The following is a 12,909-nucleotide window of genomic DNA, read 5'->3' as shown; positions in this document are numbered from 1 at the left end:
TGTCTGTCAGTCTAAAATATATTACAAAGTTAACATTGATTGAACAAATAGCTTATTAAATGACTTAATAAGATATAAAATTGTGAAATACGTCACTTTTTTGTTTAAGTTTTTTGTTATTATAGCCAAATATTTAAACATGAATAAAATTTTGTTATGAAAAAAATACTGATACCAATTTTTATACTCAGCATTGTGTTCTTAGGGTTTAGTGTTTATAAAAATGCAGAGTTAAAGCGACAGCAAGAAATTAATCAGGTGTTCAATGATGATTTGAACGCATCACCTTATATGCGCTAAAAAAAATCAATCTTGCTGCTTTTGAATTGAGCTCAAGCATGATCTTGAAGAGTTCGTCTAAATATTGATATTTTATTTTTACATATAATAATTTGAAACTTTATAAATAAAACAATGTCTTAAATTTACTAAATTGAAAAGCGATGAAAATGTGGAAACATTAAAAAATCAATGTGTTATAATTTGCCGAAATTAATTTGATCAGTATTTATTGATATTAAATACGAATTAAATGACATAAATAGAGGAGCTGCATAGGTTTATGCAGCTTTTTTGTTTGCAAATTTCAACATTTGTACTGTGTTGTATGCTGTTGAAAATAGGATTTTTTAAAGTCTACAATCTGCCGAATTGGCATATTCGTTGCTTAGGCATACACAAAATTAATGATGAATACATCACATGATTAATTTTGTGGAATGCTTATATGCATAAAGTTTACTTCATAGGGGCTAGGTCATGACGACTCCTAATCCATCTTCCGAGAACATGCTTGAACGTCTGTTTAAACTGAGCGAAAACAAAACCAGTTTCAAAACAGAAGTCATTGCAGGTGTAACTACTTTTTTGACAATGTGTTACATCATTATTGTCAATCCAATGATTTTGTCCGAAACGGGTATGGATCATGGCGCTGTTTTTGTCGCAACCTGTTTAGCAGCAGCCATTGGCTGTTTGGTGATGGGTCTTGTTGCTAACTATCCAATTGCCTTAGCACCGGGTATGGGTTTAAACGCTTACTTTACCTATTCTGTATGTTTGGGTATGGGCGTGGAATGGCAAACTGCTTTAGCAGCTGTATTTGTCTCTGGCCTTGTTTTTATCGCTATCAGCATGTTCAAAATCCGTGAAGCGATTGTCAATGCGATTCCAATGTCGCTTAAACTGGCGATCGGTGGCGGTATTGGTTTATTCCTTGCGCTGGTTTCTTTGAAAAATGCCGGCATTATTGTTGATAACCCTGCAACATTGGTTAGTCTGGGTGATTTAAAACAGCCGTCTGTCTTGTTAGCTTTACTGGGCTTCTTGATGGTTGTGGTTATGCATCACTTTAAAGTACGTGGTGCAATCATCATCAGTATTTTGGTGATTACTGCAATTTCAACCCTGCTGGGCTTCAACGAATTTAAAGGTGTTGTAGGTGCTATTCCTTCAATCGCTCCAACATTCATGCAAATGAACTTCGAAGGTCTATTCACCGCAAGTTTGATTGGCGTGATCTTTGTATTCTTCTTGGTCGATTTATTTGATTCTACAGGTACATTGGTCGGTGTATCACACCGTGCAGGTTTATTAAAAGACGGTAAATTACCACGTTTGAAGAAAGCATTATTTGCTGACTCATCTGCAATTGTTGCGGGTGCGGCATTGGGTACGTCATCAACTACGCCTTATATTGAATCATCAGCAGGTGTTGCTGCCGGTGGTCGTACAGGTTTAACTGCAGTTGTAGTTGCTGTATTGTTTATTTTGGCATTGTTCTTAGCACCACTTGCTCAGTCAGTACCAGGTTTTGCAACTGCGCCAGCATTGTTGTTTGTTGGTGTGTTGATGATTCAAGGTATCGTTCATATTGAGTGGGATGACATTACTGAAGCAGTCCCAGCATTTTTAACAATTGTATTTATGCCGTTTACTTATTCAATTGCAGACGGTATTGCAATGGGCTTCATCAGCTATGCATTAGTTAAATTGCTTACAGGTAAAGCGAAAACTGTACCGTATATGGTCTGGATTATTGCTGCACTTTGGGCATTAAAATTTGCTGCATTTGGCGGTTAATACTGTCAAATAGCGAAAGGGTGTAAACTCAGTTTGCACCCTTTTTTATTTTTATGAGGATAAAAGATGGATCAACTTGAGCTGATTCGCGCTTTGCCAAAAGCAGAGCTACATGTGCATATTGAAGGGACATTTGAGCCTGAACTCATGTTTGCAATTGCCCAACGCAACAATATTGCAATTCCTTATCAGTCAGTCGAAGAATTAAAAGAAGCGTATAACTTCCATAATTTACAGTCTTTTTTAGACATTTATTATGCAGGTGCAAATGTACTGATTCATGAGCAAGATTTTTATGATTTGGCATGGGCATACTTTGAAAAATGTGCAGAAGATCATGTGGTTCATACCGAAATGTTCTTCGACCCACAAACCCATACAGACCGTGGCGTTGCTTTTGAAACTGTTTTGAATGGCTTACAACGCGCTTGTAATGATGCCAAAGTAAAACTGGGCATTAGCTCACATCTGATTATGTGTTTCTTACGTCATTTATCTGAAGATGCAGCATTTTCAACTCTAGAACAGGCTTTGCCATATAAAGATCAAATTATTGGTGTCGGTTTAGATTCGAGTGAAGTGGGGCATCCGCCATCAAAATTCGAACGTGTTTTTGCCAAAGCACGTGAAGCAGGTTTTCTTATCGTTGCGCATGCAGGGGAAGAAGGTCCAGCAGAATACGTATGGGAAGCCTTGGATCTACTGAAAGTAAATCGTGTTGACCATGGTGTACGTTCAGAAGAAGATCCAGCCTTAATGCAGCGTTTAATTGCAGAGAAAATGCCATTAACAGTTTGCCCGCTGAGTAATTTAAAACTTTGTGTGGTAAAAGATATGGCTGAGCATAATATTCGCCGACTATTGCAACAAGGTGTGCATGTGACCGTCAATTCAGATGATCCATCTTATTTTGGTGGCTATATGAATGATAACTTTATTGCGATCACCAAAGCGCTTGATCTAAGCAATGCAGAGTTAAAGCAACTGGCAATTAACTCTTTTGAAGCATCATTTATTTCAGATGCGGAAAAACAAACTTGGATTAAAAAGATTGAAGCGTTGAATTAATAATCAGCGTATAATCTCAGGCAGTGAATATTCACTGCCTTTTTTATGTTTAAATCATGCTTTTCTCTCATTCAAATCGCTCTATATTTGCCTCATCGATTACATTTTTAGCCGTAGTATTGATTTCATCGGCTGCTATTGCAGATAAATCAAGTTTAAGTCAGCGTATGCTAAAGCCCGTGATTGAATATCAATGCTCGCAAGAGTTAAATAGTTCTAAAATTTGGAAAGGTGCTGCGTTGTTTATGAGTGCTCAACAGAAAAAAGACAATCAAGCTGCGATTTGTCAGTGCGTGAGTGAGCATGCTATGGATGATATCGGTGCGAAAGATCTGATGACTGCTGCAGTGAATGAAACTGAAAAGAATAAACTGATTTCTAAAGCGGTTTTGAATAGTATGCGTGGCTGTGCTCAGCAAGTGCTGAATTAAAAGATGATGCTCACAATAAAAGCCACATAATGTGGCTTTTATTTTGTCTTTGTTAGGGTTTTGGTTGTCGTGTCATGCTTTTGAGCACATGGTCTTTATCAATAAAATGATGTTTCAGTGCTGCCAAAATATGACCGACTAAGAGCAAGCCTGCTGCCCAAGAAATCCAAATATGTAGCGGTTTCACGATGGCTAATAATTCAGGATTATCTTGGACCAAGCGTGGTATTTCAAACAAATACAGGACAGGGGCCGGGTGACCTGCGCTCCAACTAAATAAGCAACCTGTAATAGGTAAAGCCAGTAGTACAAAATACAGTGCTAAATGACCCAAATGTGCCAAAGTTTTCATGCCGGATGACATGCTGTCAGGTAATTCTGGTGCAGGGTGGGTATAGCGCCAAAAGATTCGTATCACCACCAAAAAAATAATCGTAGTCGCAATATTTTTATGGAGGGTAATGACTTGCCCTTTAAAGCTGCCATCGACGTCATAACTCAGAAAATTGCCACTATAAAAGCCAATTAACCATGCCACGATGAATATGATCGCCATCAGCCAATGTAAGACCTGAGCTGTTCGAGTGTAGTATTGTGTGTTATTGCTCATGTTGATTATTTAAGCGTCCAATCTTATGCAGATTCTAATACAGACCACAAAAATATGCGTCGTTTAAAATCGGGACACTGTGTTGTGAATATGCAACACAGGCTTTGATGATTAACTACACAACTACCGAATTTATTTTAAATAGTCATATCAGATGGTGTGTGATTTGGGGCACAATATGCGCGTTAATTAACAGAACAAAGGAAATATTCGTGAAAAAATTAGTTGCTGTTCTAGCGCCATTAGCGCTTGTACTTTCTGCATGTGCTGCGACTGGTACAACAGGTACAAGTACATCTACAGGTACAACTTCAGCAAACAGCTTGGCAATGATGGCTGTTAAAGTAGGTGTTCAAGCAAAATGCGTGACTGAGCTAAATAACAACAGCTACTGGAAAACAGGTTCAAAACTATTAACAGAAACTCAAAAATCTGAACTACAAACTGAAGTGTGTTCATGTGTAGGCGAGAAAGCGACAACTAGCGTGACTGCAACGGATTTGGTTGTAGCAGCAATGGATAAAACTTCACAAGCAAATCTTGCGGCTAAAATTGTGACAAATACTTTAAATGCTTGCGTGATCGAAACATTTAAAAAATGAGATTTAGAACAATCTATACGACCCAGACATTGGTATTGCTGAGTATTAGCAAATCCAAATTAAGGGTCGTATTTTATTTTGAGTGAGAGATATATGAAAATTGCTGGTGCAGATGAAGCGGGTCGCGGTCCATTGGTGGGTTCGGTTGTTGCGGCAGCTGTCATTTTAGATCCAAATAACCCGATTGAAGGTTTAAACGATTCTAAGAAACTCACTGAAAAAAAACGTGAAAAGTTATTTATTGAGATTCAAGAAAAAGCCTTGGCTTGGGCGATTGCTGAAAGTTCTGCACAAGAAATTGATGAGATCAATATTTTGCAGGCATCATTACTTGCAATGCGTCGTGCAGTGGAAAAACTCAATGTACAGCCAGAACACGTGCTGGTCGATGGTAATAAAGTCCCAGCTGGTTTAGCGATGAGCTGTGATGCTGTGGTAGGCGGAGATGCGATTCATCCAGAGATTTCGGCTGCGAGTATTTTGGCAAAAGTGACTCGAGACCATGAAATGGTTGAACTAGATGCAAAATATCCACAGTACGGTTTTGCGAAACACAAGGGCTATCCAACCAAAGCGCACTTCGAAGCGATTGCGCAGTATGGGGTAATTGATGAACATCGCCGCAGTTTTGGCCCAGTCCGTAAAGTTCTAGAAGGGCAGTAATAAAGCTTAGTTGAACGTCTATAGTAAAAGCATGTTCTAGATAAATTTAAAGCGGCCTAATGAGCCGCTTTATGATTTAAACAACTTAAATCTTAGCGATTATAGTTATTTTGGGAATAATCAGTTTCTTCAAAAGATGGCTGATATTCTTGATCAATGTTTTGGAGATGTTCGTGCATTGCGCGTTCATGTTGAATTCGTTGGTAAATTTCTTCACGATGAACAGATACTTCTTTTGGAGCATTCACGCCAATACGAACCTGATTACCTTTAACACCAAGTACAGTCACGCTAACTTGGTCTCCAATCATTAATGTTTCTCCGACACGACGAGTCAGAATCAGCATGTTTCTCTCCTTGCAAAATGCAAAACCTGCAAATGATCTGTTATGTAAAATTCATAACTTGTAAAAGCAAAAAATTTAGCAGTGCATCTGAAACAATCATTGTGACAGTCGCAAACTGAGTAAATTTTAAAATCCTCAGGTTTAATATAACAGAGCCACTATAAAAAAAACTATAGTGGCTCTGAATTTTTACGATGTTTTTCAAAATCTGTCTAACAATGACAAATTTTGACACACAGCAAGGTTAATTAAGCACGTGCGCTTGATTCACCTGTTTCACGGTCTAGACCGAATGCAGTGTGTAGAGCACGTACAGCAAGCTCTAAGTATTTCTCATCAATAATCACTGAAATTTTGATTTCAGAAGTCGAAATCATCAAAATATTAATGCCTTCTTTTGCAAGAGCAGTAAACATTTTGCTTGCAACACCTGCGTGTGAGCGCATACCAACACCTACAATCGATACTTTTACGATGTCCGCGCGAGTTGCAACTTCACGTGCACCAATTTCTTGTGCAGTCGCTTCAAGAATGGCTTTCGCTTTTGATAATTCACTACGGTTAACTGTAAATGTGAAATCAGTTGTGCCGTCTTCTTCAACGTTTTGGATAATCATATCCACTTCAACATTGGCATCACCAATTGGTGAAAGGATGTTTGAAGCGATACCTGGTTTATCCGGTACACCAAGAATAGTTAATTTAGCTTCATCACGGTTGAACGCGATACCTGAGATGATTGGTTGTTCCATGTTGTCTTCCGCTTCAGTGGTGATTAGTGTCCCGACGTTTTGTTTAAAGTTTTCGTCGAATGCGCCATCATCGTCATTATCAAAACTTGATAATACGCGTAAAGGCACTTGGTATTTACCGGCAAATTCTACAGAGCGAATTTGAAGGACTTTAGAACCAAGTGATGCCATTTCAAGCATTTCTTCAAAAGAAATACGATCAACTTTTTTCGCTTTTGGAGCGACACGAGGGTCAGTGGTGTAAACACCATCAACGTCTGTGTAAATCTGACATTCATCAGCTTTAAGTGCAGCTGCCAAGGCAACACCCGAAGTGTCAGAACCACCACGACCTAGAGTCGTAGTGTTACCTTCGGCATCAAAGCCTTGGAAACCTGCCACTACAATGACACGTCCAGCGTCAAGGTTTGAAGTCAATACATCCGTATCAATCGCTTCAATACGCGCCTTGGTAAATGCGCTGTCGGTTTTAATACCGACTTGACGGCCTGTAAGTGATTTAGCTTCAACACCAATAGAGTTAAGTGCCATTGCTAACATAGAAATCGTTACCTGTTCACCCGTAGACACCATTTGGTCTAATTCGCGTGGATCAGGGGTTTCGGTAATGGCTTTCGCTAAAGCAAGTAGACGATTGGTTTCGCCACTCATTGCAGATACAACAACCACAACTTTGTGACCGTGATCATGCCAACGCTTTACACGACGAGCAACATTTAAAATGCGCTCTGGAGTACCCATTGAGGTACCGCCATATTTTTGAACGATTAATGCCATAACTATCCTTACCAAGTAAATAAGTCTAAAGACTTAAAGCACTTACACATATTTTAAGACCGCACTTCAGCGCGATTTTAATATACCACGTAGCTCATGAACTCCAAGGTAGGAGGAGTTCAAATAGATACTTTGTGTCTGCAGGGGATTCACATGAACCCAGCCTTTTAGACTCCATTTTCATCATTTAGCCAGAGGTTGAATATTGGTTTCAACATGATGATTGAGTTTGCGCTTTCACGCATCAACAGTGTTTAAGCAGGATCCAGCATTAAAAAACACACTGCTTAAACCTGTTGATTTGCTCAAAGGAGGTGAGTCACTTTGAGCTATAGGACTTTTGGTCTTATTTTGCAGCTAACCATGCAACGAGGTCAGTCATTACCGCTTCAAGTTTGTCGCTATAAGGCGCACCACCTTGAGCCATATCAGGTTTACCACCACCTTTACCGCCAAGTTCTTGACCAAGGTGTTTGATGATGTCACCTGCTTTTACAGCAGCAGTGTATTCTTTAGCAACCGAAGCAATGAGGCTCACTTTGTCGGCATCAACCGCTGCGATCACGATCACAGCATTGTCTAACTTAGATTTCACACCATCGTGCAAGTTGCGAAGTGATTTCGCATCTACACCTTGAACCGTGGTGATTAATGTTTTGCGGCCAGCAATCTCTTGAACTTGACTCAATAACTCAGCGGCTTGGAAGCTTGCCAATTTTTGGTTCAATTGTTCAATTTGTTTTTGCAAGCTAGATGCTGTGTGAGACAAAGCTTCAACTTTTTCTAAAGTTTGATCTTTTTGCGCTTTCAGCAAATCGTTGATTGCATGAATGTCACGATCTGCTTTTTGCGCAGCTTCAACAGCTTTAGTACCCGTAACGGCTTCAATACGACGTACGCCTGCAGCAACACCGCCTTCAGAAGTGATTTTGAATAGACCAATATCACCGGTGCGTTTTACATGAATACCGCCACAAAGTTCGATAGAGAAGTTTTTCTCATCTTTGGTTGTACCCATTGAAAGTACACGTACTTCGTCACCGTATTTCTCACCGAACAACATCATTGCGCCTTTTTCTTTGGCCGCCTCGATGTCTAAAAGTTCAGTTGAAACAGCAGTATTGGCAATCACTTCGGCATTGACAATGCGTTCAATTTCTTGAAGCTGTTCAAATGAAACAGGTTGGTCATTAGCAAAGTCAAAACGTAAAAGTTCGCTTGCAACCAATGAACCTTTTTGCTGTACGTGCGTACCTAAAACTTGGCGAAGTGCTGCATGTAATAGGTGAGTTGCAGAGTGGTTGCGTGAAGTTGCTTCACGGATATCCGCTTTAACAATCGCCTCAACTGCTTGAGCTGCTTTTAAGTTACCCATGGTCACGATGCCTTGGTGTACAAAAGCGCCGCCTGATTTTTTGGTGTCTTGAACTTCAAAAATACCAGTTTCGTTTTTGAAGATACCTGTATCGCCAACTTGACCGCCACTTTCTGCATAGAAAGGAGTTTGGTTTAGAACGATTAGTGCTTCGTCACCTTCAAAAACTTCATCAACTTGTTCGCCGTCTTTGTAGATTGCAACAATTTGACCTTGGCCTTGAGTTGCGTCATAGCCGTCAAATTGAGTCTCGCCTTCAACTTTCACAATTGAGTTGTAGTCGACAGCAAATTTACCAGCATCACGCGCACGTTGACGTTGAGCCGCCATTTCGACTTCGAAACCAGCTTCGTCAATGGTTAAATCACGTTCACGTGCAATGTCTGCTGTTAAGTCAGTCGGGAAGCCGTAAGTATCGTAAAGTTTAAATACAGTTTCGCCTGGAATCACTGAACCTTTAAGTTGAGCCAATTCGCCTTCAAGCAATTTCAAACCTTGCTCTAAAGTTTTTGCGAATTGTTCTTCTTCTTTCAAAAGTTGTGCTTCGATACGTGCTTGCTGTGCAGCAAGCTCAGGATAAGCAGCGCCCATCACGTTGATGAGTGGTTGCAACATTTTATGGAAGAATGAACCTGTTGCACCCAATTTGTTACCATGACGTACTGCACGACGGATAATACGGCGAAGTACATAGCCACGGCCTTCGTTAGACGGGTTAACACCGTCTGCAATCAAGAAGCAGCAAGAACGTGCATGGTCAGCCACAACTTTAAGTGAAGCAGGGTAGTCAACTGGTTTGTTTTCTGCTTGAGCTTTTGCTTCAAGTTCAGTGGTATCTAAACCAATGATTTCAGCAGCAGCTTTAAGTAGGTTTTGGAATAGGTCGATTTCGTAGTTTGAGTTTACATGCTGTAAAACTGCAGAAATACGCTCAAGGCCCATACCTGTATCTACAGAAGGTGCAGGAAGGGCATGCAGAACACCATCAGCGGTACGGTTGAACTGCATGAATACGTTGTTCCAAATTTCGATGAAACGATCGCCATCTTCTTCAGGAGTGCCCGGTAAGCCGCCCCAAATGTGGTCACCATGGTCAAAGAAGATTTCAGAACATGGACCACAAGGACCTGTATCGCCCATTGCCCAGAAGTTATCTGAAGCGTATTTTTCGCCTTTGTTGTCACCGATACGGATAATTCGTGAAGCGTCTAGACCAATTTCTTTGTTCCAGATATCAAATGCTTCGTCATCTGTATGGTAAACAGTGGCATAAAGTTTATCTTTTGGCAGACCTAACCATTTTTCGTTGGTTAAGAAATCCCAAGCAAATGTGATGGCATCACGTTTGAAGTAGTCACCAAATGAGAAGTTACCCAACATTTCAAAGAACGTGTGGTGACGTGCTGTATAACCAACGTTGTCTAAGTCGTTGTGTTTACCGCCGGCACGGACACATTTTTGTGAAGAAGTTGCACGAACGTAGTCACGTTTTTCAAGACCGAGGAAGCAGTCTTTGAACTGGTTCATACCAGCATTTGTGAACAATAGTGTTGGGTCGTTGGCAGGTACCAGAGAACTCGACGCGACACGTGTATGCCCTTGCGATTCAAAGTAGCTTAAAAAAGCTTCGCGAATTTCAGCTGATGTCATAAAACGAGTACTCACAACCAAGTCTCTCCTAATTTCGATTTGGTAATAGCATATCAAGCAAGTCTTACAAAATTTTAAAGCTGGCTTGAGATGCTGACATAAAATTTAAAAACGCTAAATTATAACGGAAAAAGGTGTAGTGACCAATGATTTTCGGCTATCTCTATGACTTTTTATATGTTTTAAATTTAGCACCTATATTTTTAGATTTTTAAACCTTTGGAACGCTGAAAGTATTTATTGATTAATCTTGTGAGCGCACTGTTGCTGCGTTTTATTTACTGATGTTGCGCAGTAACATCAGAAGCGCAATTTGATTCAAATAAAAGAACGATACGCGGTAACGTCATGCGCAAGTGTTTGAGATAGTGCTACTTTTAATCAAAAATGTTTTTGCGATATTTTTAATAATTTGACGCTAGTGAAAGAGTTTTGTCGGTGAGGTGCATTGCACGGCAAGTTGGTTTCCTTGCGAAGCACGCTTCTCATTTTGCCGAATGAGAAACAATGTTTCGTAAGAGTACCTCCAGCCGAAGGCTAATCCCTTTATCAATTCAAAAATGTAAGACTCCGTCGAATAAACTTAAAAAGCATTTTAAAAATGCTTAATTACTTTTTCGTGCATAACATCAGTTATTTATATGTCTTGAAAAGTTTTAAAAGTTCAAATTCAGCACGTTGATGAATGCTCTACATGAAGGTGCATTGCTTTTATATTTTTCAGTTCATTGGGAAAATTGCATGTTTGCATCCATTTTATTAAGAGTGATTGAACTTGATCTTGGTGCTGTACATTTTCAGTGAAGCTAATATTTGGATCTATACAGGCATTAACGCTTTATAAAAATATAGCCCAATAAGCATTAAACGAATAAATGATAACGTTTTCATGTTGAAATCCATTAACATATAGATGCTTTATTTTTGTTTTAAAACGAAGGATTGGTCATGCAGCGAGTGGCAATTAATGGATTTGGTCGAATTGGACGCAATGTATTACGCGCTTGGTTTGAAAATCCAAAGGAATTTCACTATGAAATTGTTGCCATAAATGATGTCGCTGATGTGGAAACCATGGTGCATTTGTTTAAATACGACACCACGCATGGTCGTTTTGCAGGCCAAGTCGACATTCTTGAACAAGATGGCGCTATTTTTCTAGAGATCTCTTGTGCCCAAGCACATCTCAAAGTGCAAGTTTTAAATGAAGCACAGCCGAGTCTTTTGCCTTGGCAGCAACTGAATGTCGATGTGGTACTCGAATGCACAGGTTTATTTAGATCGCGAGAGGCAGCTACACAGCATATTGGTGCAGGTGCCAAACGTGTGATTATTGGTGCAGCACCGTTTGACAGTGTTGATGCTGCGATCGTGTATGGTATTAATCATCGTGAAGTAAAAGCGACTGATCAAATTATTTCCAGTGTGTCTTGTACCACGCAGGCTTTGGTGCCCTTAGTCAAAATTATTGATGATGCCTTTGGTATAGACACCGCACTGATGACAGAAATTCATGCTGTGACTGCGGATCAGTCTGTATTGGATCATGCACATCGTGACTTACGTCGGGCGCGAGCTTCGGGTCAAAATATTATTCCAACGACGTCTTCTGCTCTAGGGGCATTGAAACGGGTCATGCCGAAAATGGAAGATCGAATCGATGGCTATTCGATTCGTGTACCGACGATCAATGTTGCTGCAATCGATTTAAGTTTTGTGTCCCAATCGCTTATCACCAAGCACGAGTTAAATGCAGTGTTAAGCAACGCTGCACGTTTTGATTATCATGAAATTATGTCAGTAACCGATGAACCTTTGGTATCAAGTGATTTTAATCATTCACCTTATTCATTGATTGTCGATTTGAATCAAACCATGGTGGTAGGAAAACAAGCAAAAGTTTTCGCATGGTATGACAATGAATGGGGTTATGCGAATCGCTTGCTCGATTTATGTGAAAGTTTTCATTCTCTATAAACATTCAAATTTATCCAATATAGAAAACATCTACTAGCTTGTAGATGTTTTTTTATTTTCTAAAATTAGATGAAAAATCATACTTAATGACCTACATTTGGCTCGAAAATATTGAAAAACTTTAAAAAATCTTCAAGCACAGCCGATTTATTGTTTAAGATGAAAGTCAAAGAAATATATAAAGAGTATTGAACATGATGTTGATGTTACTTTGGGGATTTATTTTATTATTGGCGCTGGCGGTTATATTTTTAATTTGGCTACAGTTTAATCGTGACGTATCGCAGTCTACCGCGCATGAAACCTTGCCACTTGAAGAAAAAGTGGTGCATCTAGAAGCCAACCTGAAAAAGACCTTGGAAATTATGCAAGACCTTGCAAAGAAAATGCATATCCAGCAAGAAGTTCTAGATCAGACCGCTCATAAATTACAACAAGTTGAATTGCAAAATGCAGAGTTGGTGAACCTTTTGGCAAAAGTGGTCAAGACTGATCAAAGTTAATCGAAAAATACAAAAGACTACCCATACCTCGATATTTACTGAATGCATGTGATCTCAAGGTATAGGTATTTT

General features: G+C 39.6%; 11 protein-coding genes. 7 read left to right on the top strand and 4 right to left on the bottom strand.

Annotated features, from left to right (window positions below; all coding sequences use genetic code 11):
• Positions 1-759 precede the first annotated feature (759 nt).
• The 3 genes from MST18_RS10305 to MST18_RS10295 all read left to right on the top strand — a co-directional run bounded on the left by MST18_RS10305 (position 760) and on the right by MST18_RS10295 (position 3,581).
• Complete coding sequence (locus MST18_RS10305; protein ID WP_111885323.1) at positions 760-2,082, top strand: NCS2 family permease; 1,323 nt, start codon at positions 760-762, stop codon at positions 2,080-2,082.
• Between the two features lie 66 nt (positions 2,083-2,148).
• The gene (locus MST18_RS10300) at positions 2,149-3,150 is read left to right on the top strand and encodes an adenosine deaminase (protein ID WP_180133557.1); all 1,002 of its coding nucleotides are present in this window, start codon (positions 2,149-2,151) and stop codon (positions 3,148-3,150) included.
• 56 nt (positions 3,151-3,206) lie between these two features.
• Positions 3,207-3,581 carry a hypothetical protein gene (locus tag MST18_RS10295; protein ID WP_078194399.1) on the top strand — a complete coding sequence of 125 codons (375 nt, stop codon included), beginning with the start codon at positions 3,207-3,209 and terminating at the stop codon, positions 3,579-3,581.
• Positions 3,582-3,633: 52 nt separating this feature from the next.
• On the opposite strand, the gene MST18_RS10290 is transcribed toward MST18_RS10295, so the two are convergent.
• Positions 3,634-4,191 carry a cytochrome b gene (locus MST18_RS10290; protein WP_180133556.1) on the bottom strand — a complete coding sequence of 186 codons (558 nt, stop codon included), beginning with the start codon at positions 4,189-4,191 and terminating at the stop codon, positions 3,634-3,636.
• 212 nt (positions 4,192-4,403) lie between these two features.
• Between MST18_RS10290 and MST18_RS10285 the strand changes: the two genes are divergently transcribed.
• Positions 4,404-4,793 (top strand): hypothetical protein, encoded by a 390-nt coding sequence (locus MST18_RS10285; protein ID WP_180133555.1) that lies wholly within the window; start codon positions 4,404-4,406, stop codon positions 4,791-4,793.
• A 93-nt stretch (positions 4,794-4,886) separates the two neighbouring features.
• Positions 4,887-5,456: a ribonuclease HII gene (gene rnhB, locus MST18_RS10280; protein ID WP_180095066.1), complete on the top strand. Its 570-nt coding sequence runs from the start codon at positions 4,887-4,889 to the stop codon at positions 5,454-5,456.
• Between the two features lie 92 nt (positions 5,457-5,548).
• On the opposite strand, the gene csrA is transcribed toward rnhB, so the two are convergent.
• The 3 genes from csrA to alaS form a co-directional block, all read right to left on the bottom strand.
• Positions 5,549-5,803, bottom strand: a complete 255-nt coding sequence (gene csrA, locus MST18_RS10275; protein WP_078189080.1) for a carbon storage regulator CsrA — start codon at positions 5,801-5,803, stop codon at positions 5,549-5,551.
• A 248-nt stretch (positions 5,804-6,051) separates the two neighbouring features.
• The gene (locus MST18_RS10270) at positions 6,052-7,332 is read right to left on the bottom strand and encodes an aspartate kinase (protein ID WP_078194395.1); all 1,281 of its coding nucleotides are present in this window, start codon (positions 7,330-7,332) and stop codon (positions 6,052-6,054) included.
• Between the two features lie 346 nt (positions 7,333-7,678).
• Positions 7,679-10,372 carry an alanine--tRNA ligase gene (gene alaS / locus MST18_RS10265; protein ID WP_180077555.1) on the bottom strand — a complete coding sequence of 898 codons (2,694 nt, stop codon included), beginning with the start codon at positions 10,370-10,372 and terminating at the stop codon, positions 7,679-7,681.
• 933 nt (positions 10,373-11,305) lie between these two features.
• Between alaS and MST18_RS10260 the strand changes: the two genes are divergently transcribed.
• Together MST18_RS10260 and MST18_RS10255 are read left to right on the top strand one after the other, a co-directional pair.
• Positions 11,306-12,334 (top strand): type I glyceraldehyde-3-phosphate dehydrogenase, encoded by a 1,029-nt coding sequence (locus MST18_RS10260; protein ID WP_180077557.1) that lies wholly within the window; start codon positions 11,306-11,308, stop codon positions 12,332-12,334.
• A gap of 200 nt (positions 12,335-12,534) precedes the next feature.
• Positions 12,535-12,837 (top strand): hypothetical protein, encoded by a 303-nt coding sequence (locus MST18_RS10255; protein WP_180004122.1) that lies wholly within the window; start codon positions 12,535-12,537, stop codon positions 12,835-12,837.
• The last annotated feature ends 72 nt before the right edge of the window (positions 12,838-12,909 follow it).

It is taken from the genome of Acinetobacter sp. YH12068_T (assembly GCF_024606005.1).
Lineage (GTDB): Bacteria > Pseudomonadota > Gammaproteobacteria > Pseudomonadales > Moraxellaceae > Acinetobacter > Acinetobacter amyesii.
Note: the sequence above shows the minus strand (reverse complement) of the source record. Positions and strands in the feature narration are given on the sequence as shown.

Excerpts from the sequence above, each read along its gene's own strand:
- MST18_RS10305 (WP_111885323.1), top strand. The coding sequence starts at position 760 with ATGACGACTCCTAATCCATCTTCCGAGAACATGCTTGAACGTCTGTTT.
- MST18_RS10300 (WP_180133557.1), top strand. The coding sequence starts at position 2,149 with ATGGATCAACTTGAGCTGATTCGCGCTTTGCCAAAAGCAGAGCTACAT.
- MST18_RS10295 (WP_078194399.1), top strand. The coding sequence starts at position 3,207 with ATGCTTTTCTCTCATTCAAATCGCTCTATATTTGCCTCATCGATTACA.
- MST18_RS10290 (WP_180133556.1), bottom strand. The coding sequence starts at position 4,191 with ATGAGCAATAACACACAATACTACACTCGAACAGCTCAGGTCTTACAT.
- rnhB (WP_180095066.1), top strand. The coding sequence starts at position 4,887 with ATGAAAATTGCTGGTGCAGATGAAGCGGGTCGCGGTCCATTGGTGGGT.
- csrA (WP_078189080.1), bottom strand. The coding sequence starts at position 5,803 with ATGCTGATTCTGACTCGTCGTGTCGGAGAAACATTAATGATTGGAGAC.
- MST18_RS10270 (WP_078194395.1), bottom strand. The coding sequence starts at position 7,332 with ATGGCATTAATCGTTCAAAAATATGGCGGTACCTCAATGGGTACTCCA.
- MST18_RS10260 (WP_180077557.1), top strand. The coding sequence starts at position 11,306 with ATGCAGCGAGTGGCAATTAATGGATTTGGTCGAATTGGACGCAATGTA.